This window comes from Pseudomonas sp. NBRC 111123 (genome assembly GCF_001320205.1).
Taxonomy (GTDB): Bacteria; Pseudomonadota; Gammaproteobacteria; order Pseudomonadales; family Pseudomonadaceae; genus Aquipseudomonas; species Aquipseudomonas putida_J.
This window is the reverse complement of record NZ_BCAZ01000022.1, coordinates 1-26,792: the sequence shown is the minus strand read 5'-3', so window position 1 is coordinate 26,792 and position 26,792 is coordinate 1. Positions and strand designations below refer to the sequence as shown.

The window sequence follows — 26,792 nt, the reverse complement described above, 5'->3', positions numbered from 1 at the left end:
GTTGTCTGGCGTCAGAGCTTGGACTTGCCGATAACCTGCAGGCTCATTTGCTCCAGCAACCGGTTCATGTGAATGAACTGGGCGAAGCGTTTGTCCTGGGTCTGGCCGTGGTAGTAGCGGAAGTAGATCTGCTGGACGATACCGGCCAGGCGGAACAGTCCATAGCAATAGTAGTAATCGAAGTTGTCCAGGCGGATGCCAGCGCGCTCGGCGTAGTAGTCGACGAACTGGCGGCGCGTGAGCATGCCCGGGGCGTTGCTCGGCTGGCGGCGCATCAGCTGCACGGGCGCCGGGTCGCTCGCCTCAATCCAATAGGCCAGGCTGTTGCCAAGGTCCATCAGCGGGTCGCCGATGGTGGCCATCTCCCAGTCGAGCACGCCGATGATGCGCATGGGGTTGTCGGCATCGAGGATCACGTTGTCGAAGCGGTAGTCGTTGTGCACGATACCCGGGCGCGGGTGGTCGGTCGGCATCTTCTCGCGCAGCCAGGCGATCACGTCCTCCCAGCGGGGGGCATCCGGAGTCAGGGCTTTCTCGTAGCGGCTGGTCCAGCCCTCGATCTGCCGCTGCACATAACCTTCTGGCTTGCCCAGGTCAGCCAGGCCACAAGCGCGGTAATCCACCTGATGCAGCTCGACCAGGCGGTCGATGAAGCTTTTGCACAGGGCTTCGGTGCGGCTGGCATCCAGGCCAAGCTCGGGCGGAATGTCCGAACGCAGAATCACACCCTTCACTCGCTCCATCACGTAGAACTCACCGCCGATCAGCGTCTCGTCGGTGCAGTGGGCGTAGGCCTTGGGGCAATACGGGAAGCCGCTGTTGAGCTGGTTGAGGATGCGGAACTCGCGGCCCATGTCATGGGCCGACTTGGCCTTCTGGCCGAACGGTGGGCGGCGCAGCACGAACTCGCGGCCCGGGTAGCTGACCAGGTAGGTGAGGTTGGACGCGCCGCCAGGGAACTGGCTGATGCTCGGGGTGCCATCAAGGCCGGCGATATGGCCCTTCAGGTAAGGATCGATGACGGCCGCGTCGAGTTCTTCGCCGGGGCGTACCTGGGTGGACTGGTCGGTAAGCGTCATGCGTTTTCCTTATTATGTGGCGCAAGGACTATTGGCTAATCTAATGGCCACGCCGCTGTGGAACAAGCGTGCCAAGTGCCATATAGGTGAGGGTGTTGCTGGTCGATCACTGCACCGAATGCCGGGCAAAAAAAAACCGAAGCCGGTCAGGCTTCGGTTTTCTCATCATGGGTTGTGCCCATCACTCAGGAAGGGAACAGCTCGCTGAGTTTCATCGACAGCATCATGTCGCCTTCGACGCGCAGCTTGCCGCCCATGAAGGCCTGCATGCCGTCGGTTTCACCGCTGACGATGCCCTTGAGGGTTTCGCTGTCCAGTACCAGGGTGCAGTTGGCATCCGGGTTTTCACCTTCCTGGATCTCGCAGGTACCGTCCTTGACCAGCAGCGCATAGTGCTTGTCTTCGTCGGTGATGTTGAAGCCGAACACCAGGTCCAGGCCAGCCGCAGCAGCTGGGTTGAATTTTGCTTTCATCGCCTCGACGGCTTTAGCTACATCGCTCATGGTGTTTTCCTTGTTAAGTGATAGTCGCGTCCGCAGGGACACTATGGGCCGGGCTCAACGGTAGGTGATGAGCTCCGGCGCCCTCAACAGCTGCACATGTGCTTGGCTGTTGAAGGAAGCCAGTGCCACGTCGCGGCCGCGGAACTTCAGCTGGCTTAGCGACGTGTTGATGATCTGCCAGTTCAGCGCAAAGGCCTGGCTGGGGGTGATTCGGGTAATCAGGTGGAGCAGGGCGGCGATGGTGCCGCCGGAGGTGAACACGGCGATGTTGTCGCCACTGCCAGCGCTGCCCAGTACACGCTGCAAGCCGGCTTCGACCCGGTCGGTGAACGCTTGCCAGGTTTCCAGGCCGTCATCGGCATGTTCACCAGCGTGCCAGCGTTGCACCATCAGCGCGAACAGGCGCTGGAACTCGCTGCGGTTTTGCGCGCCGTTGCGCAGGATATCCCGGGCGTGCGGCTCATCGGCCAACAGGCCGGGGAGCAGGGCGCGGATCACGCCATCGGCATCGAACTCATTGAAGGCCGGGTCGGTCTCAATGGCCGGCACCGCGCAACCACCTGTGCTCAGCGCCTGCAGCGCGTGCCGGGCAGTGTCCTGCTGGCGCCGCAGGTCACCGGCCACGCAGCGGTCCAGGCGCAGGCCGAGCTGGGCGAGATGTTCGCCGAGGGCCTGGCTCTGGCGCACACCGACAGGGGAGAGGACGTCGTAGTCGTCTGCACCGAAGGAGGCCTGGCCATGTCGGATCAGGTAGAGATTGCCCACTGAGGTATCCGGCGTTGAAGGTTGCTGCGAGGTTAGGATGCGCTACACAGGCTGTCAACGAAAAAACATACAAGCGTTTGAAAAGGTTGTTTGAACTGTGTTGCCAGCGTTTACCTCGGCTGGCGAGGGCACGGGCGCAACGGTATGCTTGCAACAGTTTCGCGCCGATCTGGGCGCAGGTTCATAAGGAGTCAACGTGGAGTTTCTTGCAGAATACGCAAGCTTTCTCGCCAAAACCGCCACCCTGGTGATTGCCATCCTGGTGGTGTTGTCCGCCATCGCCGGTTTGCGTGGCAAGGGGCGGCGCAAGGCCGGTGGGCAGTTGCAGGTCACCCGCCTCAACGAATTCTATAAAGAGCTGCGCGAGCGCCTGGAAAGCGGCCTGCTCGACAAAGCTCAGCTCAAGGCCCTGCGCAAGCAGCAGGCCAAGGCGGAAAAACAGCAGAAAAAGGGCAAGGCCGATGAGAAGGGCCGGGTGTTCGTGCTCGATTTCGATGGCGATATCAAGGCCTCCGCTACCGAAAGCCTGCGTAACGAGATCACTGCCCTGCTCACCCTGGCCACCCCACGTGACGAAGTGGTGTTGCGCCTGGAAAGCGGCGGCGGCCTGGTGCACAGCTATGGCCTGGCGGCTTCGCAACTGGCGCGCATCCGCCAGGCTGGCATCCCGCTCACCGTGTGCATCGACAAGGTCGCGGCCAGCGGCGGCTACATGATGGCGTGCATCGGCGAGAAGATTGTCAGTGCACCGTTTGCCGTGCTGGGTTCGATCGGTGTGGTGGCACAGTTGCCCAACGTTAACCGCCTGCTGAAGAAACACGACATCGACTTTGAAGTGCTGACTGCCGGCGAGTACAAGCGTACCCTGACCGTGTTTGGCGAGAACACCGAGAAGGGCCGGGAGAAGTTTCAGGAAGACCTGGACATCACCCATCAGCTGTTCAAGGATTTTGTGTCCCGCTACCGCCCGCAGTTGCACATCGATGAGGTGGCCACTGGTGAGGTCTGGCTCGGCGTTGCCGCACTGAACCGCAAGCTGGTCGATGAGCTGCAGACCAGTGACGAATACCTCAGTGACCGCGCCCGCACGGCCAATCTGTTCCACCTGCACTACGCCGAGCGCAAGAGCTTGCAGGAGCGTATCGGCATGGCGGCCAGCGGCACTGTTGAGAATGCAGTGGTTGGGTTGTGGAGCAAACTCGGTCGCTTGCGCTAACACCTTGAACCCACTGAAATTTTTTTATGTTCAGGGGGTTGCAAGGTTGAAGGAATGCAGACATAATGGCGCCCATCGAAACGCAGCAAACTTTGAAAAGGTGCGGTGTTTCAAGGAGATAGCGAAGCGTAAGCAGCTAGATCCGAACTTTGAGGCCGAGTAGCAAAGTGGTTATGCTCCGGATTGCAAATCCGTCTACGCCGGTTCGATTCCGACCTCGGCCTCCACCATTCGAAAGCCCCGCAGATTAAGGTCTGCGGGGTTTTTATTTATGGGTCAAAAAAGCCAAGAGTTCCGAAATAAAAGGCATGGAGTTCCGAAACTTCAGCCTTTCGAGGGCTTGGCGATCGCGCCGACGCGGCGGTAAACGCGCTCGGTGATTCCCTCTTTCGAGTGGCCCAGCAGCACGCTTGCATCGCTCAGATCGTTGATCTCCGACGCCGCCTTCGGGCGGATATCACGGAACTGGAACTGGGCGATTCGGTTAGCCAGGTCCGGCTTTTTCTCCAGTTCAGCTTTCACCCTGGCTGCTTCGCGAGCCTCCGCCCACCGGTTGCGCAGCATGGGCCAGCTCATGCGCTTGCCGTGCTCATTGACGATGAAGAACGGTGACAGGTGCTGGCTGGTGAATCGGATGATTCGGTCCAGCAGCAGGCCCAGGCTGTTCTTCACGCCATTCGCTTCCAGGACGATCCTCAGTCGCTTGCCGGTCTTGCCTTGGCTTACCAGCAGGTAGATCCCTTCCATATCGTCCTTCCGCATAGACAGCACGTCCGACGGCCGCTGGCCGGTCAGGTATGCCAGGTCCATCGCATCCTTCAGCTCCGGTGGAGCCTCCTCATACACCGCGCGAGGTGAGCGCCGAGAGTCTGGTCGACATGCTGGAGCTGTCCGAAGCTGCCAAGGCGTGGGGATTGGAGATCGAGGAGGCGTACCACATCGGCCTGCTCAGTTACGAGAATTTGAAAAGCTGGGAAGGTGACGAACCAGGACGGATAGTGATTGGCAGAGCGCCGGGGTGGGGTGCATAGGCTGTCTAAAACCGCTGGAAAGCTTCTCGGTTTTACATGGCGAAAGTCGCCAATGCATATTAGACAGGACCGACGCATAGGCCGCTGGTGGCGCGGCCTGAGGTCGATTCTCCGCACTACTGCTGGAGTACTGCAAGCAGGGGCTGGCAGCGTTGTAACTGGAACTTTTCCGTGGCAACAAGTCGGCGCTGCCGATCAAGGCGGTTACTGGTTGATCGCCCTATAGTGAGTCGAACAGAAGTAATGAGGTCATGTCCTACCAGATGCAGCCAAATCCACCCACCAGCGGAAAGCTTGTTCCTTATTATTTTGAATTTTTGTTGTTTGAAGTTTTGGGCTTTTTGAAGTCGAATATTTCAGTCTGGCTGTTTAGTTTGTTGACTGTTTCTTCAAACCAATCGCCCATCATCAAGTCCCCAGAATCATTGTGGCCCAGATAGCTTCTGATCACAATTAAGATCCCGATGCTATTTGCAAAGCCAGACATTATTGATATGCCAATGTCGGGATGGTTCGGAAGAAGAATTGGGACTTTACCTTTTAGTCCAATCGATATAAATGGCTCGGAAGTAATTCGTAGGGTGCGAACCAAAGTTGTGCCTGCTTGGAAAAAGGCTGATGCATTAAAGTCGTCGGTTGAAGCTTTCTTCATCTCGGAAACCATTTTTTCGGCAGCTGAGTTTACCTTGTTTAGCCACGCCTGACTCCATTCGCCGTTCCAGTCCACATTTCTGTAGCCACTACTTGGGAAAACTTCACCATAGAGAGTTGCGCTGTCGACAATTATCTCCATGTCTTTCCCTTTTGCGTCGTGGGTACATACTGCCTGTATGATTTTGTCAAACCCCTCCCTATGTTTTAAGTAGTTTCCGAAGCGATTGTTTTTTATGTTTTCAGCATATTGGGCTGAGACTAGATTTATTTGGTGATTTGCTTCGAGGGAGCGATGGATGGCTGCAATCATGGCTACTAAAGGAAGGGATGAGCCCATTATTGCAATAGGAAATTTGAATGTATTAAAGAAAGTTTGAATACATTGCGATGTATAACAGGAGGTCATCTTTGGTTCGGCATGTATAATGGCAAACATAAGAATGACTCCAATAATTAATGGAGGTAAAAGAAATACCCAGAAGTACCATGTTCTCAAGAGGTGTTTATGCTGTGCTGTAATGCTCATTTTCTTTTCGAGTTTCTTGTGTTGGAGGCTTGTTTTTGTTGCTTGTTGGTGTTATGTCGGGGCGAGTTATCATGTGCTTCCCAGACTTTGGTTTCAAGATTCCGTGTTTTCAGTTATGAACCAATTGAAAGCCCTCAATACTATACCGTTTAAATGCCAAAGTGAGCGAGTCTAGAGATTTCTAAGGAGGAGGCAAACGTATCAACGATGACTCGAGGGCTGCACCTATTGTACTGTCCCGCATGTTCTAGTGTGGCCGTGCCACCAAGTGGTAAGCATTGCTCGAACTCGATGAGCCTGGCTCCTAGATTATTTCGGCGGGCAGTGTCTGCCGTCGGTTTGCGGGAGGCGTTTCGAAATGTATGGGCTGAACGTCGGAGGCGTGGCAACCGCTTCCAGATCATAAACAGCCAACCTTTCAGTACGAGGCCTGGCTGTGACGTTTCCCCTTCATGGGAGGTCTAGGATTAGCGCCGGAGCAATTCGCGAACCAATCGATGCGTTTCGGTGGGGGGGAGGCGAGTTTGGGCTAGCAAAATCAACATATCCCCACTCGCTAAACCCCATGGCATAGCGCATGGTGATGTTGGCAGTAGAGAACAAGGGGGGGGCCGACCCATGCCGGATTAAGCGCGGCTGGTTGTCTGCTTTTTGCGCTACTGCATTACTGGAGGGTGGGGGAAGATGGTCCAAAATGGTTCCAAAACTAAAACGGCGACCCTTTTAGAGTGCGGTTTGTAGGCGAGTAAATCCAGACTCGTTTTGGAACTGTTTTTTCGATACAGACCCCACGAGGCGGCAATTCTTGGATCGGATTGCAAATCCGTCTACGCCGGTTCGATTCCGACCTCGGCCTCCACCATTCGAAAGCCCCGCAGATGAAAATGTGCGGGGTTTTTCATTTTGCGCGGCATTCAGCCATGGCTTAGCGACAGTTCGCTGATGATGCACACAGAGCCATCGGTGGCCGGCGTCGCGTCGGTGTAGTCCACTTGGTTGTAGATCCCGCCATGAAACTCGAGCAGGCGCGAATCCCAGGTGTCATCAAGCTGCAGTTCGCTTGAGGTTCTGGACACACCATTGCACCTGGCGGTCACCTTCACCACGCCCGCAGCGGTGGCGTGAATGATCACGTCGAACGTTGTGCCGAGTGGCACGCCCTGCAAGAGGGTGCTGTTCACCGGGTTGGTCTGGTTGTAAGACGCCCGGAAGCCTAGGGTGATGTTGCCCTTGTTCCAGAACACCTTCACCGGCGGGCTGTCATCCCCCCTGACGTGCATCTGGCTGATCACCACCTTTTGCGCCGAGTTGACCTTGGTCAGCGCCATGGTCTGGCGATTCCAGTGATCGGGGGCGCTGCCTAGCGTCCAGTTCTGTGTCTCGGACCACTCGCAACGCGTTCTGTGGGTGCTCTTGCTTGAAGCCCCTTTGGTCGGTGCCGAAAACTGGATCGACCCGTCACTGAGCACTTTCACCACGCTCGGGTACTGGGCGATCGCTTCGGCGCCGTTGAGCTCAAGTGCGACGGGGTTCGTTGAAGAGACTGCCACTGGGGTAGCGATCGTTAGATTGCTGATGTTTACGGTCATAAATACTCCTGACGATAAAATCATTGGCCTGGCACGATTGCCTTCCAACCCTGATGCGTTCCTCCGCATCCGGTTGGGCACTCGTGAATGCGCAGGCGGATGATTTGAAGCGCGGTGAATAGGCTTTATCTGTATGGATATACAGTATCTCTGGCCGATCTTTTTTCAACCCCTGGAATTGCGTAAAGCGTGATGACGGGTAAGAAAGAGGCTTGGGTCTGTGGGTAGCCGCCAAAGAAAAGCCCGGCGCAGGGCCGGGCTTTGCTCAGGTTTTCTTGCGATGGCGGCGTCGTTCGCGTGTGCGAAGGCAAGTGATGCGACAACTTTTCGTACACATTTCCTGTACCCGGAAAAAGAAAAACCCGCCAACCAGTGGCGGGTCTAAAGAACGTACGGAGCAGTGTCAGAGTGCCGCAGTGCTTGTGGTGAACTCGTGAATTTCACGTTGAAGGTGTGTCGGCAACCTCCATGAGCAAAAAAAAAGCCCGCCATGAAGGCGGGCAATGAACGTTTTGAAGGGAGAGATTTGAGCCTGAGGCCGGTCGGTTAAGTCAGCATTAACCTTGCCCCATTGACCGCGACATACGATGCGCCTATACAGGCGTGCCAAATTTTCAGGAGCCACCATGCGCGACGAAGACGACCTGCACGAACCCGAGCACGATCATCTGCTCGATCACGAATTCCTCTATGAGGACTTCGACCCTGAAGCTGACGCCCAAGGCGCCGAGGACGAAGTCGAGGAGGACGAAGAGTTGCTGGATGATCTCGATGACGAAGAGCGCGATCACCCAGCCTGGCACGACGACCTGGACGACTGAATCAGCGCCCGTCGATCGAGAAGCGCCCTGGGCCACTGACTGCCAGCGCCAGCAGGCCGCCGCAGATGCTGAGGTTTTTCAGGAACTGGGTCATGTTGGCGGCACGCTCCGGGTCGACCATGTTCCAGAATGGATGGCCAAGCAGCGCAGTGCCCAGCACGAACAAGGCGAACAGGAAGGCCAGCGGGCGTGTGTAGAAGCCCAGGATCAGCAGGATGCCGACGATGAATTCCATGATCACCGCAACCGCTGCCGCCAGCATCGGCGCAGGCGCGCCGAGCGAGGTCATGTAGCCGACTGTGCCTTCGAAGCCGGTGAGCTTGGCCCAGCCCGATAGGACGAAGAGGATCATGAGCAGCACGCGGGCAAGCAGCAGGATGATGTCGCGTTGACCATCGAACAAGGAGTAGCGCATGGCGGCATACCGGTGGATGTAGACAAACTCCACTCTAGCAGTTGCGCAGAGAATTGCTGCCGGGCAGCGAAAAGGCGCCGCAAGGGCGCCTTTTCGAAGAAGTTTGGTGCGAGTGGCGGGACTCGAACCCGCAAGGCTCACGCCGACAGATTTCAAGTCATGCTGCCCCTCGCTCCGCTTACAAGAGCTGAGCTTGGCTTGCTTGAGCTGAAAGCTCTGAAAATCAAGGCCTTGTGGTGAGTATCGCACCGCGCCGAGGGCTTGTGAGGGCTTAGCAGGCCTGTTGGAAGCTGAGTTGAGCTGCCGGCGTAGCTACCAAGCCAGCTACCACAAGAGCTACCAAGCTATCGAGTGGGATGCATTGATCGTTATTTAGACAGCCTCAAGGCATGTGAAGGCCCACATAGCTTAGGCATGAAAGACAGATCAGTGGGTGTGTGGCGCTGACGGCTTGGTATTGTGAGGGAGGGGGTGTTTCGTGGTGCCCCGAGCCGGACTCGAACCGGCACACCTTTCGGCGGCGCATTTTAAGTGCGATGTGTCTACCAATTTCACCATCGGGGCGCGATGTTAAGAACGCGATTAGACACGAAAATCATGCGGAAATCAACGGTTTAGACGCTGGGAAGGAGTGTGGGCGTGGCATTGAAGATTAATTTTACCAAGGATGCGCTTAGAAACCTGGCTTGCCCGGAGGGTAAGTCTGAGGTTTATGTGTATGACACTCATACAAAAGGCCTAGCTGTACGCGTCACTAAAGCCGGTGGAAAAACCTTTTTATGTCATCCGAAAGGTCAACGGCAACGATCAGCGGCGCAAGATTGACGTCTTCGACTACACGTCTACGAAACGACCCGTTATTAGAGCGGTTGCGGAAAAGACCTACGCTAACCGCGATGTGATTTTGGTTGAGGCGCATAAAAGGAGTCTGGAGGAAAGCATTACTATTAATAAGGCTAAATCAATGATTGCTAATAAAGCTAGGCGTGCTAAAAGCACTATTGGCGATTATACGAAGGCCTACGATAACTACATCGGCCCTATGGGCTCCCTGGATGACCTCCGGTGCTATCGTGATTAGCTGCACCCGTGGTTGGAAGAGCACGCGCCGCTATTTGGCCTGGCTGTCGTAAACCGATCCAACCAAAGTAGGGGCGCTTGCCGAGTGTGAGGTAGCCGATCTAGCGGTTTACGTCGACAATCAATCGGCCACGGACCTTCCCGTCCATCAAATCGACGGCGGCAATCGTCCAGGTGGCGCGTTAGCGCTACACAGCGTTGCGGCTGTTGTAGTCGAGAGCTTTGGCCGTGGCTGATCCGTTGGGCGCCAGGTCGCGCTGGGCCAAGATTCACTCATGCAGTGCTTTGATAATAGGTACTGCCAACTCCTGGCGTATTCTCAACCGATCTTCATCGCTCATGTCTCGAGCCTGGCTGTTCGGACACGCCTGTAAAGAGGTGGAGGTCATTTATATGAGATGAATTGCAGCACCCATGATCAAAGGCATGAGGGGGTCGATCGAATGGGTAATTGACACCTTGCTATCATTAAGCCACTGTTGCCCACCTTATTGGATCCAACGGGTGCTGAGCCATGTCACAGGCTGTTCCCGGGCGCACTGTCCGCCCTCGGTGGTGCTGGCGCCTGTTGTTTGCGCAGGTCTTGCTGGTGGGCGCTTTTCTGTACCTCAGCCTGATCAGCCTCGGTGGCTACCTGTTGATGCTCGGTTTCGATGCCGAACACCCGCAACCGCAGCGCTTGATGGCGCTGGCAGGTGGCGGCCTGATCATGGTGGTGGGCCTGTGGCTGCTGAAAGTGGCGATGCCGCGGCGTGTCAGCCCGGTGTTGATAGAACCTGAGCGTTGATAATCTGTTACAGCGTGCGCTGTTGCAGAAGAGTACGCTTGGCTAAGCTAATCAGGCCCCTTTCGCTGTGCCTGTGGAGTTTGCATGGTTTCAGCCGACTGCATCGATCACCCTGTCATGCCCGCCAGCCGCTATGAGCAGCTGGTGCAATCTGTGGTGGATTACGCCATCTACATGCTCGACCCCACCGGCCATGTAGTGTCCTGGAACGCAGGTGCCCAACGGATCAAGGGCTACCGCGCCGAAGAAGTCATCGGCCAGCATTTCTCGCTGTTCTTCACCTCGCAGGATTGCGCCGAAGCGCGCCCGGAGCGCCTGCTCAAGCAGGCGCTGGAGCAGGGCGTGGCACAGGACGAAGGTTGGCGTGTGCGCAAGGACGGCACGCAGTTCTGGGCCCTGGCCGCGCTCGATGTGATCCGCGACGAACAAGGGCAAGTCGTCGGGCTGGCCAAGGTCACCCGTGATATTACCGATCGGCGCGAATCTGCGCTGCAGCTCGACGCCGTGCGCGCCCAGCTGTTCCAGGCGCAGAAGCTCGAGGCGCTGGGCCAGCTCACCGGTGGCCTGGCACATGACTTCAACAACCTGCTGACCATCATCATCAACTCGGCGCGCCTGGCGCAGGCCAGCCAAGACCCGGCGCGGGTGCTGCGCATGCTCGAGCATATTCTCGATGCCGGTCAGCGCGGCACCGAGCTGACCCAGCAATTGCTCAGTTTCGCCCGCTACCGGCAGCTCGATGTCTCGCTCATCGCCCCGACCAAGCTGCTGGAGTCCACGCGTGGCTTGCTGGAGCACGCCTTGCCGCGTGAAATCGTACTGCAGGAGAACGTGCAGCCCGATCTGCCGCTGATCGAGGTGGATACCGGGCAATTGCAGATGGTGCTGCTCAATCTTCTGTTCAATGCCCGTGATGCGATCGGCGAGCGCGGCACAATAGGCCTGGCGGTCTGCGCGCTGGAGCTGGCGGGCGAGGTGGAGGGGCTGCACGGCACATTCGTATGCTTCGAAATCCGTGACAGCGGGGACGGTATCGACCCTCAGGTACTGCCGCGGATCTTCGAGCCATTCTTCACAACCAAGCCTTTCGGCAAGGGCACTGGCCTTGGCCTTAGCCAGGTCTATGGCTTTGCCAAGCAGAGCAATGGCGCCATCAGTGTCGACAGCACGCTCGGCCAAGGCACGTGCATGCGCCTGTATCTGCCGGCCTATCAGCCCAGTTCGGGCGCACAAGACGACAGGTAGCTACCATGGTGCAGGCACTCAAGCGGCTGGTCACGGGGATCGAAGGGCTCGATGCGCTGCTCAAGGGCGGCTTGGTGGCGGGTGCTTCCTATATTGTTCAGGGGCCGCCCGGAGCGGGCAAGACCATCCTCGCCAACCAGTTGGCCTGCAGCCATGTGCGCGACGGTGGCAAGGTGCTGGTGGCGACTTTGCTCGCCGAGTCCCACGAGCGCTTGTTCCAGTACCTGTCGACCCTCGAGTTCTTCGACCCGGCCCTGATAGGTGACCAGATCCAGTTCGTCAGTGCCTTCGATACCCTGGAACAGGAGGGGCTCGATGCAGTGGTCAGGTTGCTGCGCCAGGAAATCGGCAAGCAACAGGCCAGCCTGCTGATCGTCGACGGTGTGCTCAATGCTCGGGTGCGCGCGGAAACTGCCCTGGATACCAAGAAGTTCGTCTCGGAACTGCAGGGGCATGCGGCCTTTGCCGGTTGTACCGTGCTATTGCTGACCAGTGCCCGGCTGGATGACAACAGCCCGGAACACACCATGGTCGATGGCGTGATCGAGTTGGGCGAGCAGTTGGTTGGTAGCCGAGCGGTGCGCCACGTGCAGTTGCGCAAGACGCGGGGCAGCGGGGCATTGTCCGGGCGTCACGAGTGCCTGATTGATGAATCAGGGATGCACGTATATCCGCGTCTGGAGGCGCTATACAGTCACCCCAGCCAGCTGGGCTCCGCCTCCACGAGCCGGGTGTCCACGGGTGTCGCAGCATTGGACGAAATGCTGGACGGGGGCCTGACGCAGGGCTCGGTGAGCCTGCTGATGGGGCCCTCGGGGATCGGCAAGACCTCCTTGGGCCTGGCGTTTTTGGCGGCAGCCAGCGCCGAGCAGCCGGCCTTGCATTTTGGCTTTTACGAAACGCCCGCCAGGCTGCGGCTCAAGGCTGCATCGCTGGGCTACGACTTTGCCGCTCAGGAGCGCACGGGTGCGTTGCAGCTGTGCTGGCAACCGACCACCGAAGGCCTGCTGGACCAGGTCGGCGCGCGTTTGCTCAAGCATGTCGAGCAGCAGGGCAGCAAGCGCGTACTGATCGACAGCCTGGGGGCATTCAGCCGCCTGGCGACCGACCCGGCGCGGCTCAATGCGTTCTTCCGGGCCTTGGCAGGCGAACTGCGGGCGCGAGATGTCAGCGTCATGCTCACCTGGGAAATGCGCGATCTCTTCGGATCGGAAATCACCGCCCCGGCGCCGGACCTGTCGAGCATCGTCGACAACCTCATGCTGATGCGCTTCGTCGAGCTGGACTCGCAGTTGCGGCGCATGCTGTCGATCCTGAAAGTGCGTGATAGTCATCACGACCCCGCGTTGCACGAGCTGCATATCGGGCCGCAGGGCATCAGCCTGCGCAAGGCGTTCGAGGGTGCCAGCGGCGTGCTTTCGGGTACTCCTGTGCCGCAAGGGGGTGGCTGAGGGAGCCTGCCGATGAACACAATCCTGATCGTCGATGACGAATACCTGATCGCCGATATCCTCGGCTTTGCTCTGGAGGACGAAGGTTTTCTGGTGGAAAAGGCGAGCAACGGGCGCAAGGCCCTGGAGGCGCTGAAGGAAAAGCGTGTGGACTTGGTGATCACCGACTACATGATGCCGGTACTCAATGGTGAGGAGCTGGTGCGGGCGATTCGCGACGAACTGGAGCTGCCTGACTTGCCGGTGATCCTCATGAGCGGCGCCCAGGCCAGCCAAGGGCGCCCCGAGCTGTTCGCTGCAGTGTTCGAAAAGCCGTTCGACATGGACAAGTTGATCGCCAAGGTGCGCGAGCTGCTCGGCACCTGAGGTTCAGGTAACGGCTTGCGCCGGCCATTCGATCAAGCGCGTCCGTGCGGCTTGAAGCGAGGCGCTCAGGTCAGTGTTGGTCGTCGTGCTTTTCCGGAGCCGGGCTGCCGGCCTGGATGCGCTTGAAGATCTCTTCACGGTGCACCTGAACATCCTTTGGCGCATCGATGCCAATCCTCACCTGCATCCCTTTTACGCCCAGAATGGTGACTTTGATGTCATCGTTGATGACGATGCTTTCGCCAACCTTACGGGTGAGTATCAGCATGTAGTTCTCCTTGGTGATGTAGAAAACCGTCGGGCCATTGGGCCGCAACGGTGGGAGCTTGTCCCTCTTCCTTCTCATTAAAGACGCTTTCGGCGGATAGTAATTCCCCGAAAGACAAATTCTGTTGCGTGTCTTTAGTCGCAGGTGCCGAGGTAAATGCTGTTAAGCGTGTCGGCGAAGGTGCTCGATGGCAAGAATAGGGGGCTTCGGCCTTAATGGGAAATTTCTCTGCATGATGGGCTGCATAGTTCGGCTCAATCATCGGATTTTGCTTCCAAGGCCTGAAGAAACAGCAACAAAGCCACCTCTTCGGCATCCAATCCCTTGCGCACGCGGCGCCCAGGCAAGTCGGCCAGGCGCCCAAGGGCATAATGCTCAAGTACGGCAGGGTGGATATAGCAGCGCCGGCACACCGCCGGGGTATTGCCCAGGCGTGCAGCCACCTGTTTGACGATGCTCGCGACCTGGCGTTTGGCCTCACTCTCCGGCTCCCAGGCCAGCGGCCTGAGCAGGCTCAGCGCCAGGCTGCTGCCGGCCCAGGTGCGGTAGTCCTTGGCGGTGAAATCGGCGCCGGTCAGCTGTTGCAGGTACTGGTTGACGTCGCTGGAACCAATGCTGTGCCGCTGGCCGTCGTCGTCCAGGTACTGGAACAGCGCCTGCCCGGGCAGCTCCAGGCAGCGCTTGAGCAGGTTGGCCAGGCGTCGATCACGCAGCGTGACGGTGTGCTCCACGCCGCGCTTGCCGCGGAACTGGAAGCGCACGGTGCTGCCCTGTACCTGAACGTGGCGATTGCGCAAGGTGGTCAGCCCATAGGACTTGTTGTCGCGAAGGTAGCGCTGGTTGCCGATGCGGATCAGCGTGTGGTCGAGCAGGCTCACCACCAGCGCCATGACTTTCTCTCGATCAAGGCCCGGGCGGGCCAGGTGCACTTGCAGTTGCGCGCGCAGTTTTGGCAGGGCCTGGGCAAAGGCCAGCATGCGCCCGTACTTGTGCTGGTCACGCAGTTCGCGCCACTGGGTATGGTAGCGGTACTGCTTGCGACCGCGAGCGTCGCGGCCGGTGGCTTGCAGATGGCCCTGCGGGTCGCTGCAAATCCACACATCGGTGTAGGCCGGCGGGATCACCAGCGCGGCGATGCGCGCCAGGGTTTCGCTGTCGCGCACGCGCTGCCCCTGGGCGTCGAGGTAGATGAAGCGGTCGCGCCAGCGACGCCGGGTCAGGCCCGGCTGGCTGTCGTCGACATAGTGCAGGCTGGGTGGCAAAGGGCAGTCGAGCATCGGCGGCAGGCCTCGATCAGGTCATTGATCAATGGACAACAGCCGCTTCGATGATGCTCAGCCCAGTAGGGCCACCGACTTGATTTGCGCGAACAGCGCCTGGCCCGTGTGCAGGTCAAGCTGGTCTGCCGAGAAGCGGGTGATGCGTGCCAGCAAGGCATTGCCGCCGGCATCCAGGCTCACCAGTACATGCGCCGGGTTGTCCGCCGGGCGCGTTTCGCGCACCCGCACCGGCAGGCGGTTGAGAATGCTAGAGGTACTGTCGGCGCGCAGAGCCAAGCTCACATCACGGGCCTGGACCTTGACCCGCAAGGTGCTGCCCATGCTGTGCGCCGGATGGGCGATGCGCAGCAGCGGCGCGTCACTGCCGGGCAGGCGCAGGTCGAGCAGGTCGTAGTGCGGATCATGGCCGACGACCACGCCCTCGAAGACAACCCCGGCGTCCTCGCCCTGAGCCAGTGACAGGTCAAGGCGGGCCAAAGTCTCGCCGATTGGCCCGCTGGCCATGGCCCGGCCTTGCTCCAGCAGCACCAAATGGTCGGCCAGCCGCGCCACTTCGTCCTGGGCATGGCTGACATACACCAGCGGGATATCCAGCTCGTCGTGCAGGCGTTCGAGGTACGGCAGGATCTCCCGCTTGCGTGGCCCGTCGAGCGCCGCCAGCGGCTCGTCCATCAACAGCAGCCGCGGGCTGCTGAGCAATGCCCGGGCAATGCCGACCCGTTGTGCCTCGCCGCCCGACAAGGTGGCCGGTTTGCGTTCGAGCAGGTGGCCGATGCCCAGCAGTTGGCATGCCTGGTCGAGGCTGACCTTGCGCTCGGCCACGGCAATGCGCCGCCAGCCGAACTCCAGATTGCCGCGCACCGACAGGTGGGGGAACAGGCTGGCCTCCTGAAACACGTAGCCCACCGGGCGCAGGTGCGGTGCCAGGAAGTGGCCACGGGCGCTGTCTTCCCAGACCTCACCGTTGACCTCGATATACGCACTGGCCGCCCGCTCCAGGCCGGCCAGGCAGCGCAGGCACGAAGTCTTTCCCGAGCCGGAGTGGCCAAACAGCGCGCTGATGCCGCGCCCGGGCAGTTGCAGGTCGACATCAAGGGTGAAGTCGTCGCGCGCCAGTTGCAGGCGCGCCACAATGGATCCGGTCATTTCAGCTCCAGCCTGCCTTGCTACGGCGCCCAGCGTAAAGCAGGAGCAGCACCAGGAACGAGAACACCAGCATGGCACCGGCCAGCCAGTGAGCTTGCGAATATTCCATGGCCTCGACGTGATCGAAGATCTGCACCGAGACCACACGGGTCTTGTCGGGGATGTTGCCACCGATCATCAGCACCACGCCGAACTCACCCACAGTGTGGGCAAAGCCGAGGATGCTGGCGGTGACGAAACCGGGGCGGGCCAGTGGCAGCACCACGTGGACGAACGTGTCCCAGGGGCTGGCGCGCAGGGTCGCGGCCACTTCCAGCGGGCGCTGGCCGATGGCCGCGAACGCGTTTTGCAGCGGCTGCACCACGAACGGCATGGAGTACACCGTCGAGCCGATCACAAGGCCCGTGAAGCTGAATACCACGGTACCCAGGCCCAATGCCTGGGTCGCCTGGCCGAGCCAGCCGTGCGGGCCGAGGGCGATCAGCAGATAGAAGCCGATCACCGTCGGCGGCAGCACCAGTGGCAGCGCCACCACCGCGCCCACCGGCCCGCGTAGCCAAGAGCGTGTGCGCGCCAGCCACCAGGCGATGGGCGTGCCGACGATCAGCAGGATCAACGTGGTCAGGCTGGCCAGTTTGATGGTCAGCCAGACGGCGCCGAAGTCACTGGCGTCCAGTGGCATCAGATTTCATAACCGTAGGACTTGATCACCGCAGCCGCTTTCGGGCCTTTCAGGTAATCGACCAAGGCCTTGGCGGCAGCGTTGTCCTTGCCTTTGTTGAGGATGACCGCGTCCTGCCTGATGGGCTCGTGCAGGTTGGCGGGCACGATCCAGGCCGAACCTTCGGTCACCTTGCCATCCTTGTAGACCTGCGACAGGGCAACGAAGCCCAGTTCGGCGTTGCCGGTGGAGACGAACTGGAAGGCCTGGGTAATGTTCTGGCCTTCGACGATCTTGCTCTTGGTGGCCTCGGTCAGCTTCAGCTTGTCCAGTACCTGAGTGGCGGCCAGGCCGTAAGGCGCGGCTTTGGGGTTGGCAATTGACAGGTGCTGGAACTGGTTTTTCTTCAGTACTTCACCCTTGCTGTCCACGTAGCCTGGCTTGGCCGACCACAGGGCCAGGGTGCCGGTGGCGTAGGTGAAGCGCGAGCCCGGGACGATTTCCTTTTCCTCTTCCAGCTTCTTCGGGGTGCTGTCGTCAGCAGCGAGGAACACTTCGAACGGCGCGCCGTTCTTGATCTGCGCGTAAAACTGCCCGGTGGCGCCATAGGCGGCGACCAGTTTGTGGCCGGTGTCCTTCTCGAAGTCCTTGGCGATGGCCTGGATCGGCGCGGTGAAGTTCGCCGCGACTGCGACCTGCACCTCGTCGGCCCAGGCGCTGTTGAGGGAGATCAGGCTGGCCAGGGCGGTGACGGCCAAGTGGAACGGGCGGATACGCATGAAGACAGCTCCTTGAGGTGGTTATCGTTATGGTGTGAACTATATAGCGATAAGCCATTTGTCGGGAAGGGGCTGGAGGAGGAGTTATAACCTGGGAATCAGGTATTGGCAGTGCTGGCCTCTTCGCGTCGAACCGCCGCGAAGAGGCCGGCACTGGATGAAAACCTTATCGAGCAATCTGCGCCAATGCCTTTGAAGCAATCTCCCGGGTCAGCTGCTCGGCCGGCATATGCCGGCCCAGGCGCAATGCCTGCCCCGACCACAGGTTGCTGAAATCGCTGTTGCCCTGGGCATCGGTAATTGCCCGCAGTGGCATCAGGGCGCCGCCGGCCAGCGGGAAGCGCGGCGCCAGTTCGCTCATCGGCCCCAGCTCGCGCATGATGCGGTTGTTGATGCCACGCGCCGGGCGCCCGGTGAACAGGTTGGTCAACGCTGTGTCGCTGGCCGGTGCGCTGTCCAATGCCCGGCGGTGGGCAGGGGAGACCTTGGCTTGCGGGCAGAACAGGTAGGCCGTGCCGATTTGCACCGCGCTGGCGCCCAGTGCCAGGGCCGCCACCAGGCCACGATGGTCGCCGATGCCGCCAGCAGCGATCACCGGCAATCGCACCGCATCGGCGATCTGCGGCACCAGGGCGAAGGTGCCAATCTGGCTGGTGATGTCGTCGCTGAGGAACATGCCGCGATGGCCACCGGCTTCATAGCCCATGGCGATGATCGCATCGCAGCCATTGGCTTCGAGCCACAGCGCTTCTTCTACCGTGGTGGCGCTGGACAGCACCTTGGCACCGCTGGCCTTTACCCGCCGCAGCAGCGCTGCTTGCGGCAAACCGAAGTGAAAGCTCACCACCTCCGGCCGCAATTGCTCGACCAGCACGCAGCTCTGTTCATCGAAGGGGGCGCGATTGGAAACGGGCGTAGGCGCGGCGAAGTCGGCGCCGACTTCGGCGTAGTACGGCTTCAATGCCTGCTTCCAGCGGGCGTCCCGCTCGGGGTCGGGGGCTGGTGGCTGGTGGCAGAAGAAGTTCAGGTTCAGTGGCAGGCCAGGGCAGGCGGCGCGAAACGCTTCGATCTCGCCACGCAGCTGCTCGCCGCTGAGCATGGCGCAGGGCAGGGCGCCCAGGCCCCCCGCGCTGGCCACGGCAATCGCCATGGCCGAACCGCTGGCACCAGCCATTGGCGCCTGGAGAATGGGCAACTCGATGCCCAGCAGATCGAGGATACGACGGTCGGGCCAGTTGCTCATGCGCTTCTCCTTGTTGCTGCTGCCTTACAGGGCTTTGCTCACCTGGATGTCGCTGATCTTCTCGGCGTCTTCGCCGTGGATCTTGCGCAGGGCTTCCATGGCCTGTTCGTGGGAGGCGTCTGCCATCACCGCGAAGTCCCAGCGGCGCTGGCCGTCGAGCTTGTACTTGATGACGTATTTGATGTTCTGGGTCATGGTGGGCCTTATCCGAGTTTCGACGACGAGCGGCGGATGATCTTGATCTTGTGGGTCAGGGTCGGTTTGCGCGTTACCGAGATCGGGCGGCTGGTCACGGTATCGATGGTGATGTTCCAGAAACCGGTGCTGGGCACGGTGATCTTGGCCGGGAAGCGCTCGAAGTGGCCGCCGTGGTAGGTGTGCCGGCCGCCGTTCTTGAAGCTGCGGAAATTGGCGTCGTTCATCAGGCGGATGTTGCAGCGCTGGGAGCACTCGATGACGACGATATCGTCCTCGTTGAGGTGCTCGCGCTGGTGTACGAATTTCATGGGGTGCTCCGCAAGGATTGGTTCTGCAAACGCGAAAGATACCACGATGTCGGCTTACGCTGCCGCGCCTGATGGCACCAGGCAGATAAAACGGCCAAGATGGGGAGCAAAACTGCCTGGTTGTTGTCCTACGCTCTCTTGTCATTCGAGGTGCGTCAAATGAAGTGGACGGTGGCGGCGTTGTTCCTTGCGCTGGGTGGTTGTGTCAGTGTGTCGGAACTTGAGCAATCCCATGAAACCATGGATGTCATGTCTGGCAAGACGCCGCGCGAATATGCCGATTGCATCAAGGCGCACCTGGCCAAAAGCCGTGACCCATTGGTGGAGGAGCAACGAGATGATGGCGTGCGTCTGATCGTGCCGCAAAAGCTCACGGCAGGTTCCGGGCCGGCAGCGCTGCTCGACATCCACAAACGCGGCAGCGGCAGCAGCATCAAGCTGCATGAGCGCATGAACAATTTTCCGCTGCGCCCGGGTGATGTACGCGAGGCGACGACCGCGTGCATCTCTGGTAGTTGATCTGGCTCAACGGATGCTCGGTTAAAAGGCTAATAGCCATCACTTGGTCGGCTTGAGCGTTGTTGCGAATTCCCTTACAGGGCTAGTATCCATTTGCTTATGTTTTTTAAGCCTAAGCTTATAACAAAAGAAATGGAGATTCGTGATGACACCGTTGAGTCGCGTCGTGATCGGCAGCCTGCTGATCCTGGCCTGGCCCGCGGCGCATGCCGCCGATGGTCAGAAAATCTTTACCCAGGGTGGGGCCAACCCCGCCGCCATGGCCTGCCTGGGTTGCCATGGTCCAGACGGCAAAGGGGTTGCCGCCGCAGGGTTCCCCCGCCTGGCTGGCCTGCCGGCCGGATACCTGAGCAAGCAATTGCATGACTGGCGCAATGGCAGCCGCCAACAGCCGGTCATGGCGCCGCTGGCCAAAGCCCTGAGCACCGATGAGATCGAGGCCGTCAGCCGCTACCTGGCCGGGCTGCCAGGTGCTCCTGCCCCAGGCCTGCGCCGCAAGCAGATCGCAGGCAACCCCACCGAGCGCCTGGCCCTCTACGGTGACTGGAGCCGGCAGATCCCCGGTTGCGTGCAGTGCCATGGCCCAGGCGGCAGCGGCGTCGGTGAGCACTTCCCACCATTGGCCGGGCAGCCTGCTGCCTACCTGATGGCACAGCTCAACGGCTGGCGCGATGGCAGCCGCAGCAATGACCCCAACCAGTTGATGGCAGGCGTGGCCAAGGCCATGACCGACGCCGAAGTCAAGGCGATTGCCGAGTACTTCGCCCAACCCGCCAGCCCGGAGGTCAAGCCATGAGAACCCTGTTGCCAACGTTACTGCTGCTGGCTGCGAGCAATACCTTAGCCAATCAGGCACCCATCGCCATGGAGGACCAGTCGCAACTCAAGGTCCCCGGTGCCCAGGCCGCGCCACAGTTCGCACCACCCGCCGAAAGCGAGCTGCCGGACAATGCCTTTGGCAAGATGGTCCGCGAGGGGCACGCGCTGTTCGTCGATACCCGCCGACTGATGCCGGAGGCCGTAGGTAATGGCATGAACTGCAGCAATTGCCACCTCGACCAGGGCCGCCTGGCGCATTCAGCGCCGCTGTGGGGCGCCTATCCGATGTACCCGGCCTACCGCAAGAAGAACGACAAGGTGAACACCTTTGCCGAGCGCATCCAGGGCTGCTTCCAGTTCAGCATGAACGGCAATCCGCCAGCTGCCGACAGCCCGCAGATGACCGCATTGTCGGTTTACGCCTACTGGCTTTCGACCAAGGCGCCCACCGGTGTGGAAATCGCCGGTCGCGGCTACCCCGAGGTGCCACAGCCAAAAGGCGGCTACGACTTCAAGCGCGGCCAGCAGGTCTACCGCGAACAGTGCGCCATCTGTCACGGTGACAACGGCGAGGGGCAGCAGGTGGCCGGTGAGTATGTGATGCCGCCACTCTGGGGCAAGGACTCCTACAACTGGGGCGCAGGCATGCACCGGATCAATACCGCCGCATCCTTCATCAAGTACAACATGCCACTGGGCAAGCCGGGCAGCCTGAGCGATCAGCAAGCCTGGGACGTGGCCGCCTGGGTGAACCGCCACGAGCGCCCCCAGGACCCGCGCCTGGTGGACGGTTCCATCGAGAAGACACGGCTGAAGTTCCACGCCAACGACGGCGTCAACCTGTATGGCCAGCAGGTCGACGGGGTGCTGGTCGGGCAGGGCAGCGGTCGCTGAAATCACGTTGCGCCGGCCTTTTCGCGGCTGCCGCGCAGGGGCCGGATGACGGGATTTTCACGAACTTTTTGGAACTATCTACACTGGGTTATCTCTATGATGGCAACGGTCGTCACAGGAAGGGCATTGTAAGCTGCATGCCGCCTGATTAGACTGCGCCGAATTCCACAGGCCTCGCCTATGTTTAAGGATGTTTATGATCAAGAAATGCTTGTTCCCGGCAGCCGGTTACGGCACTCGCTTCCTGCCTGCTACCAAAGCCATGCCCAAGGAAATGCTGCCGGTGGTCAACAAGCCACTGATCCAGTATGGCGTTGAAGAAGCATTGGATGCTGGCCTGAACGAGATTTCCATCGTCACCGGTCGCGGCAAGCGCGCCCTGGAAGACCACTTTGACATCAGCTACGAGCTGGAAAACCAGATCAAGGGCACCGACAAGGAAAAATACCTGGTCGGTATTCGTCGCCTGCTCGACGAGTGCTCGTTCTCCTACACCCGCCAGACCGAAATGAAGGGCCTGGGCCACGCCATCCTGACCGGCCGCCCGCTGATCGGTGACGAGCCGTTCGCCGTGGTGCTGGCCGACGACCTGTGCGTCAACCTCGAAGGCGACGGCGTGCTCGCGCAGATGGTCGAGCTGTACAAGAAATACCGCTGCTCGATCGTCGCCATCCAGGAAGTCGACCCGCAGGAAACCAACAAGTACGGCGTCATCGCCGGTGAAGAGATCAAGCCAGGTATCTTCCGCGTCTCCTCCATGGTCGAAAAGCCGAAGCCGGAAGATGCACCGTCGAACCTGGCGATCATTGGTCGCTACATCCTGACCCCGGACATCTTCGACAAGATCCAACAGACCGAGCCAGGCAAAGGCGGCGAGATCCAGATCACCGATGCGCTGATGAAGCAGGCTGCCAATGGCGATGTGATCGCCTACAAGTTCAAGGGCAAGCGTTTCGACTGCGGTGGCGCCGAAGGCTACATCGAGGCGACCAACTTCTGCTTCGAGAACTTCTACAAGGCCGGCAAGGCGTACTGATACGCCCATGCGGGTTCAAGGAGCCACCCTTCGGGGTGGCTTTTTTGTTTGCGGCGGGCAACGGCGGTATGCTGGGCGCCTGCCTAGGAGAGTGAATACATGGCCTACGATTTTGATTTGTTCGTGATTGGCGCCGGTTCCGGTGGTGTGCGTGCGGCGCGCTTCGCTGCGGGCTTCGGTGCAAAAGTGGCAGTGGCCGAGAGCCGCTACCTGGGTGGCACCTGCGTCAACGTCGGTTGCGTGCCTAAGAAACTGCTGGTGTACGGCGCCCATGTCGCCGATGAGCTGGAACAGGCCGCAGGCTTCGGCTGGACCCTGGAAGAGGGCCACTTCGACTGGGGCACGTTGATTGCCAACAAGAACCGCGAGATCGAGCGCCTCAATGGCATCTACCGCAACCTGCTGGTGAACAGCGGCGTCACCTTGCTGCAAGGCCATGCCCGCTTCACCGGCGCCCATGAAGTGGAAGTGGACGGCCAGCGCTACAGCGCCGAGCACATCCTGATTGCCACCGGCGGCTGGCCACAGGTGCCGGACATTCCGGGCAAGGAACTGGCCATCACCTCCAACGAGGCGTTCTACCTCAACGAGTTGCCGCGCCGCGTGCTGGTGGTCGGCGGTGGTTACATCGCCGTCGAATTCGCCGGCATCTTCCAGGGCCTGGGCGCCGATACCACCTTGCTGTATCGCGGTGACCTGTTCCTGCGCGGCTTCGACGGCTCGGTGCGTACCCACCTCAAGGAAGAGCTGGAAAAGCGCGGCCTGAACCTGCAGTTCAACGCCGACATCCAGCGCATCGACAAGCTTGACGACGGCAGCCTGAAAGCCACCCTCAAGGACGGCCGCGAGCTGATCGCCGATTGCGTGTTCTACGCCACCGGTCGGCGCCCGATGCTCGACAACCTGGGCCTGGAAAACACCGGCGTGGAGCTGGACGCCCGCGGCTTCATCCGCGTCGACGAGCAGTACCAGACCACCGCACCGTCGATCCTCGCCATTGGCGACGTGATCGGCCGCGTGCAGCTCACCCCGGTGGCGCTGGCCGAAGGCATGGCCGTGGCACGGCGGCTGTTCAAGCCTGAGCAATACCGCCCGGTGGATTACCAGAACATCCCGACTGCCGTGTTCAGCCAGCCACCGATCGGTACCGTCGGCCTGACTGAAGAGCAGGCACTGGAAGCCGGGCACAAGGTGCAGATCTTCGAAAGCCGCTTCCGCGCCATGAAGCTGACCCTTACCGACATTCAGGAAAAGACCCTGATGAAGCTGGTGGTGGATGCCGAGACCGACAAGGTGCTGGGCTGCCACATGGTCGGCCCGGATGCCGGCGAAATCATCCAGGGCCTGGGTGTTGCCTTGAAGGCTGGCGCGACCAAGTTGCAGTTCGACGAGACCATCGGCGTGCACCCGACCGCTGCCGAAGAGTTTGTCACCATGCGCACCGTCACCCGCTGACCGCACCTGGCGCTGTGCCTTTGTAGGAGCGGCCTTGTGTCGCGAAAGGGCCGCATAGCGGCCCCAGGATATCGGCGTCAAAGCTGATGTTGCTGGGGCCGCTATGCGGCCCTCTCGCGACACAAGGCCGCTCCTACAGGGCACGGCGCCATCCTCGCCACCGTTTGCTCAGCCCATTCCCTTCTATTAAATATGTGCGGTTATAGCCAAAACCAATCACAAGCATGAGCTTTGCCAATGAGCCTTTACGGGGACCAGCGGTTAGGATTCTCTCCATCAACTGATTCCAACCCCATGAAGGAGCGTCTCTCATGCCAATCATCAACAGCCAGGTCAAACCGTTCAACGCCACCGCCTACCACAAGGGCGAGTTCGTTCAGGTCAGCGAAGCCGACCTGAAAGGCAAGTGGTCCGTCGTGTTCTTCTACCCGGCCGACTTCACCTTCGTCTGCCCGACCGAACTGGGTGACCTCGCCGACAACTACGCCGAGTTCCAGAAGCTGGGCGTGGAAATCTACGGTGTTTCGACCGACACCCACTTCACCCACAAAGCCTGGCACGACACTTCGGACACCATCGGTAAGATCCAGTACCCACTGATCGGTGACCCGACCCACGTCATCTCGCGCAACTTCGACGTCCTGATCGAAGAAGCCGGCCTGGCGGATCGCGGTACCTTCGTGATCAACCCGGAAGGCCAGATCAAGATCGTCGAACTGAACGACGGTGGTGTTGGCCGCGATGCAGCCGAACTGCTGCGCAAGGTGAAGGCTGCCCAGTACGTTGCCGCTCACCCAGGTGAAGTCTGCCCGGCCAAGTGGAAAGAAGGCGAAGCTACTCTCGCTCCTTCCCTGGACTTGGTCGGCAAGATCTAAATTTTCGCCCGATAAGCGCCTGCGCAACGACCATCCCGCGCAGGCACTTCTCGAACGAAAATCCGGTCATGCGCCAGTGGCGGGCGGTGCGCAGCCGCCAAAGCTGAAGTACCCACCGCCCCGTAAGAACGCCCGGGCGAACGCGCCTGGGCGTTTTTGTATCCGAGTTTTGAAAAAGGAATCGCCCGTATGTTGGACGCCACGCTTAAATCGCAACTGAAAACCTACCTGGAGCGGGTCACCCAGCCGATCGAGATCGTTGCCTCCCTCGACGACGGCGCGAAGTCCCGCGAATTACACGACCTGCTGGTGGAAATCGCCGGCCTGTCGAACCTCATTACCTTCAGCGCGGATGGCAGCGATGCGCGTCGCCCTTCGTTCTCGCTGAACCGCCCGGGTTCCGATATCAGCCTGCGCTTCGCTGGCATCCCCATGGGCCACGAATTCACCTCGCTGGTGCTGGCATTGCTGCAAGTCGGTGGCCACCCGTCCAAGGCCAGTGCCGAAGTGATCGAGCAGATCCAGGCGCTGGAAGGCGAATTCACCTTTGAAACCTACTTCTCGCTGTCGTGCCAGAACTGCCCGGACGTGGTCCAGGCGCTGAACCTGATGGCCGTGCTCAACCCCAACGTGCGGCACGTGGCTATCGACGGTGCGTTGTTCCAGGATGAAGTCGAGTCGCGCAAGATCATGGCGGTGCCGAGCATCTACCTGAACGGCGAATTGTTCGGCCAGGGCCGCATGGGCCTTGAAGAGATCCTTGGCAAGATCGACACCAGCGCCGGCAGCCGCCAGGCCGAGAAGATCAACGCCAAGGACGCCTTCGACGTGCTGGTGGTGGGTGGTGGCCCAGCCGGTGCTGCAGCGGCCATCTACGCCGCGCGCAAAGGCATCCGTACCGGTGTGGCTGCCGAGCGCTTTGGCGGCCAGGTACTCGACACCCTGGCCATCGAGAACTTCATCTCGGTACAGGAAACCGAGGGGCCGAAGCTGGCCACGGCACTGGAAGAGCACGTCAAGCAGTACGACGTCGACATCATGAACCTGCAGCGCGGTGAAGCGCTGACTCCGGCTACCGACGGCGGCCTGCATGAAGTGCGCCTGGCCAGCGGCGCCTCGCTCAAGGCCAAGACGGTGATCCTCGCCACTGGCGCCCGCTGGCGCGAAATGAATGTGCCGGGCGAGCAGGAATACCGCTCCCGTGGCGTGGCCTACTGCCCGCACTGCGACGGCCCGCTGTTCAAGGGCAAGCGTGTGGCGGTGATTGGCGGCGGCAACTCGGGTGTGGAAGCGGCCATCGATCTGGCAGGTATCGTCGCCCAGGTGACGCTGATCGAGTTCGACAGCCAACTGCGTGCCGACGCAGTGCTGCAGCGCAAGCTGCACAGCCTGCCCAACGTCAAGGTGATCACCAGTGCGTTGACCACCGAAGTGGTCGGCAATGGTGAAAAGGTGACGGGCTTGCGTTACAAGGATCGCACCACCGATGAGGTGCATGACCTGGCGCTGGAAGGCATCTTCGTGCAGATCGGCCTGCTGCCGAACACTGATTGGCTCAAGGGTACTGTCGAGCTGTCGCCGCGTGGCGAGATCATCGTCGACGCCAAGGGCCAGACCAGTGTGCCGGGTGTGTTTGCCGCGGGTGACGTGACCACTGTGCCGTACAAGCAGATCGTTATCGCGGTGGGCGAGGGCGCCAAGGCCTCGCTGGCGGCGTTCGATCACCTGATCCGCACTTCGGCGCCGGCGTAAGTCTGTACCGGCCTCTTCGCGGCTAAAGCCG

At 60.2% G+C, this 26,792-nt stretch carries 28 protein-coding genes, 2 tRNA genes and 3 pseudogenes; 16 read left to right on the top strand and 17 right to left on the bottom strand.

The genetic code is table 11. From position 1 onward, the window contains the following. Nucleotides 1-11 precede the first annotated feature (11 nt). The 3 genes from APH27_RS13300 to APH27_RS13290 form a co-directional block, all read right to left on the bottom strand. A complete protein-coding gene (locus APH27_RS13300) occupies nt 12-1,079 on the bottom strand; it encodes a phosphotransferase family protein (RefSeq protein ID WP_060485049.1) in 1,068 nt (355 codons plus the stop codon). Nucleotides 1,080-1,264: 185 nt separating this feature from the next. Next, on the bottom strand, nt 1,265-1,582 hold the full coding sequence (locus APH27_RS13295; protein WP_027920549.1) for an SCP2 sterol-binding domain-containing protein: 318 nt from the start codon (nt 1,580-1,582) through the stop codon (nt 1,265-1,267). 54 nt (nt 1,583-1,636) lie between these two features. Continuing rightward, nucleotides 1,637-2,347 (bottom strand): histidine phosphatase family protein, encoded by a 711-nt coding sequence (locus APH27_RS13290; protein ID WP_027920548.1) that lies wholly within the window; start codon nt 2,345-2,347, stop codon nt 1,637-1,639. 196 nt (nt 2,348-2,543) lie between these two features. Here APH27_RS13290 and sohB point away from each other — a divergent pair, with 196 nt between their 5' ends. Further along, complete coding sequence (gene sohB / locus APH27_RS13285) at nt 2,544-3,563, top strand: protease SohB (protein ID WP_027920547.1); 1,020 nt, start codon at nt 2,544-2,546, stop codon at nt 3,561-3,563. Between the two features lie 153 nt (nt 3,564-3,716). After that, nucleotides 3,717-3,790, top strand: a tRNA-Cys gene (locus tag APH27_RS13280). Between the two features lie 97 nt (nt 3,791-3,887). Here APH27_RS13280 and APH27_RS13275 read toward each other — a convergent pair. Continuing rightward, nucleotides 3,888-4,415 (bottom strand): annotated as a pseudogene (locus tag APH27_RS13275) (tyrosine-type recombinase/integrase); the annotation flags it as partial. Between APH27_RS13275 and APH27_RS26860 the strand changes: the two are divergent. Beyond that, nucleotides 4,403-4,594, top strand: a pseudogene (locus APH27_RS26860) (hypothetical protein); the annotation flags it as partial. The pseudogenes APH27_RS13275 and APH27_RS26860 sit on opposite strands and share 13 nt — an antisense overlap. A 304-nt stretch (nt 4,595-4,898) precedes the next feature. Here the strand turns inward: APH27_RS26860 and APH27_RS26420 are convergent. Continuing rightward, nucleotides 4,899-5,774, bottom strand: coding sequence for a hypothetical protein (locus tag APH27_RS26420; protein ID WP_156335882.1), 876 nt, complete (start codon nt 5,772-5,774; stop codon nt 4,899-4,901). A gap of 914 nt (nt 5,775-6,688) precedes the next feature. Next, a complete protein-coding gene (locus tag APH27_RS13265; protein WP_027920546.1) occupies nt 6,689-7,363 on the bottom strand; it encodes a polysaccharide lyase family 7 protein in 675 nt (224 codons plus the stop codon). A 626-nt stretch (nt 7,364-7,989) separates the two neighbouring features. Between APH27_RS13265 and APH27_RS13260 the strand changes: the two genes are divergently transcribed. Next, nucleotides 7,990-8,184, top strand: coding sequence for a hypothetical protein (locus APH27_RS13260; protein ID WP_060485048.1), 195 nt, complete (start codon nt 7,990-7,992; stop codon nt 8,182-8,184). Between the two features lies 1 nt (nt 8,185). On the opposite strand, the gene APH27_RS13255 is transcribed toward APH27_RS13260, so the two are convergent. Both APH27_RS13255 and APH27_RS13250 read right to left on the bottom strand, forming a co-directional pair. Next, nucleotides 8,186-8,599: a DoxX family protein gene (locus APH27_RS13255; RefSeq protein WP_027920544.1), complete on the bottom strand. Its 414-nt coding sequence runs from the start codon at nt 8,597-8,599 to the stop codon at nt 8,186-8,188. 479 nt (nt 8,600-9,078) lie between these two features. Further along, a tRNA-Leu gene (locus APH27_RS13250) sits at nt 9,079-9,163 on the bottom strand. Between the two features lie 75 nt (nt 9,164-9,238). On the opposite strand from APH27_RS13250, the gene APH27_RS26415 reads away from it, so the two are divergent. Then, nucleotides 9,239-9,424, top strand: a complete 186-nt coding sequence (locus APH27_RS26415; RefSeq protein WP_156335881.1) for a hypothetical protein — start codon at nt 9,239-9,241, stop codon at nt 9,422-9,424. A 420-nt stretch (nt 9,425-9,844) separates the two neighbouring features. Here APH27_RS26415 and APH27_RS25885 read toward each other — a convergent pair. Next, nucleotides 9,845-10,032 (bottom strand): annotated as a pseudogene (locus APH27_RS25885) (transposase); the annotation flags it as partial. A gap of 161 nt (nt 10,033-10,193) precedes the next feature. Between APH27_RS25885 and APH27_RS13240 the strand changes: the two are divergent. The 4 genes from APH27_RS13240 to APH27_RS13225 all read left to right on the top strand — a co-directional run bounded on the left by APH27_RS13240 (nt 10,194) and on the right by APH27_RS13225 (nt 13,528). Then, nucleotides 10,194-10,466, top strand: a complete 273-nt coding sequence (locus APH27_RS13240) for a hypothetical protein (protein ID WP_027920542.1) — start codon at nt 10,194-10,196, stop codon at nt 10,464-10,466. Nucleotides 10,467-10,550: 84 nt separating this feature from the next. Next, a complete protein-coding gene (locus APH27_RS13235) occupies nt 10,551-11,711 on the top strand; it encodes a nitrogen regulation protein NR(II) (RefSeq protein ID WP_060485046.1) in 1,161 nt (386 codons plus the stop codon). A 5-nt stretch (nt 11,712-11,716) separates the two neighbouring features. Further along, nucleotides 11,717-13,162, top strand: a complete 1,446-nt coding sequence (locus APH27_RS13230; protein ID WP_060485045.1) for an ATPase domain-containing protein — start codon at nt 11,717-11,719, stop codon at nt 13,160-13,162. A gap of 12 nt (nt 13,163-13,174) precedes the next feature. After that, the gene (locus tag APH27_RS13225; RefSeq protein WP_027920539.1) at nt 13,175-13,528 is read left to right on the top strand and encodes a response regulator; all 354 of its coding nucleotides are present in this window, start codon (nt 13,175-13,177) and stop codon (nt 13,526-13,528) included. 70 nt (nt 13,529-13,598) lie between these two features. On the opposite strand, the gene csrA is transcribed toward APH27_RS13225, so the two are convergent. From csrA to APH27_RS13190, 8 genes are all read right to left on the bottom strand, one after another. Further along, nucleotides 13,599-13,796, bottom strand: coding sequence for a carbon storage regulator CsrA (gene csrA / locus APH27_RS13220; RefSeq protein ID WP_012315047.1), 198 nt, complete (start codon nt 13,794-13,796; stop codon nt 13,599-13,601). 254 nt (nt 13,797-14,050) lie between these two features. After that, a complete protein-coding gene (locus APH27_RS13215; RefSeq protein ID WP_027920538.1) occupies nt 14,051-15,073 on the bottom strand; it encodes a DNA topoisomerase IB in 1,023 nt (340 codons plus the stop codon). 57 nt (nt 15,074-15,130) lie between these two features. Then, a complete protein-coding gene (modC, locus tag APH27_RS13210; RefSeq protein WP_060485044.1) occupies nt 15,131-16,222 on the bottom strand; it encodes a molybdenum ABC transporter ATP-binding protein in 1,092 nt (363 codons plus the stop codon). A 1-nt stretch (nt 16,223) separates the two neighbouring features. Then, complete coding sequence (gene modB, locus APH27_RS13205; protein WP_027920536.1) at nt 16,224-16,904, bottom strand: molybdate ABC transporter permease subunit; 681 nt, start codon at nt 16,902-16,904, stop codon at nt 16,224-16,226. Further along, nucleotides 16,904-17,662 (bottom strand): molybdate ABC transporter substrate-binding protein, encoded by a 759-nt coding sequence (gene modA, locus APH27_RS13200; protein ID WP_060485043.1) that lies wholly within the window; start codon nt 17,660-17,662, stop codon nt 16,904-16,906. The genes modB and modA overlap by 1 nt, the downstream gene beginning before the upstream one ends. A gap of 166 nt (nt 17,663-17,828) precedes the next feature. Continuing rightward, nucleotides 17,829-18,905, bottom strand: coding sequence for a nitronate monooxygenase family protein (locus tag APH27_RS13195; RefSeq protein ID WP_027920534.1), 1,077 nt, complete (start codon nt 18,903-18,905; stop codon nt 17,829-17,831). Nucleotides 18,906-18,929: 24 nt separating this feature from the next. Next, nucleotides 18,930-19,100: a hypothetical protein gene (locus tag APH27_RS26605; protein ID WP_165837353.1), complete on the bottom strand. Its 171-nt coding sequence runs from the start codon at nt 19,098-19,100 to the stop codon at nt 18,930-18,932. Nucleotides 19,101-19,108: 8 nt separating this feature from the next. Next, nucleotides 19,109-19,411, bottom strand: coding sequence for a DUF1883 domain-containing protein (locus APH27_RS13190; RefSeq protein ID WP_027920533.1), 303 nt, complete (start codon nt 19,409-19,411; stop codon nt 19,109-19,111). A gap of 159 nt (nt 19,412-19,570) precedes the next feature. On the opposite strand from APH27_RS13190, the gene APH27_RS13185 reads away from it, so the two are divergent. The 7 genes from APH27_RS13185 (at nt 19,571) to ahpF (ending at nt 26,761) form a co-directional block, all read left to right on the top strand. Next, nucleotides 19,571-19,930: a hypothetical protein gene (locus APH27_RS13185; protein WP_060485042.1), complete on the top strand. Its 360-nt coding sequence runs from the start codon at nt 19,571-19,573 to the stop codon at nt 19,928-19,930. 145 nt (nt 19,931-20,075) lie between these two features. Continuing rightward, nucleotides 20,076-20,726 (top strand): cytochrome c, encoded by a 651-nt coding sequence (locus tag APH27_RS13180; RefSeq protein WP_060485041.1) that lies wholly within the window; start codon nt 20,076-20,078, stop codon nt 20,724-20,726. Continuing rightward, nucleotides 20,723-21,643 (top strand): c-type cytochrome, encoded by a 921-nt coding sequence (locus APH27_RS13175; RefSeq protein WP_027920530.1) that lies wholly within the window; start codon nt 20,723-20,725, stop codon nt 21,641-21,643. Before APH27_RS13180 ends, APH27_RS13175 begins: the two co-directional genes overlap by 4 nt. A 196-nt stretch (nt 21,644-21,839) precedes the next feature. Next, the gene (gene galU / locus APH27_RS13170) at nt 21,840-22,679 is read left to right on the top strand and encodes a UTP--glucose-1-phosphate uridylyltransferase GalU (RefSeq protein ID WP_027920529.1); all 840 of its coding nucleotides are present in this window, start codon (nt 21,840-21,842) and stop codon (nt 22,677-22,679) included. 99 nt (nt 22,680-22,778) lie between these two features. Continuing rightward, nucleotides 22,779-24,134: a glutathione-disulfide reductase gene (gene gorA, locus APH27_RS13165; protein ID WP_060485040.1), complete on the top strand. Its 1,356-nt coding sequence runs from the start codon at nt 22,779-22,781 to the stop codon at nt 24,132-24,134. A gap of 311 nt (nt 24,135-24,445) precedes the next feature. Continuing rightward, on the top strand, nt 24,446-25,009 hold the full coding sequence (gene ahpC / locus APH27_RS13160) for an alkyl hydroperoxide reductase subunit C (protein ID WP_004375926.1): 564 nt from the start codon (nt 24,446-24,448) through the stop codon (nt 25,007-25,009). Between the two features lie 189 nt (nt 25,010-25,198). Next, nucleotides 25,199-26,761 (top strand): alkyl hydroperoxide reductase subunit F, encoded by a 1,563-nt coding sequence (gene ahpF, locus APH27_RS13155; RefSeq protein WP_060485039.1) that lies wholly within the window; start codon nt 25,199-25,201, stop codon nt 26,759-26,761. Nucleotides 26,762-26,792: the final 31 nt, after the last annotated feature.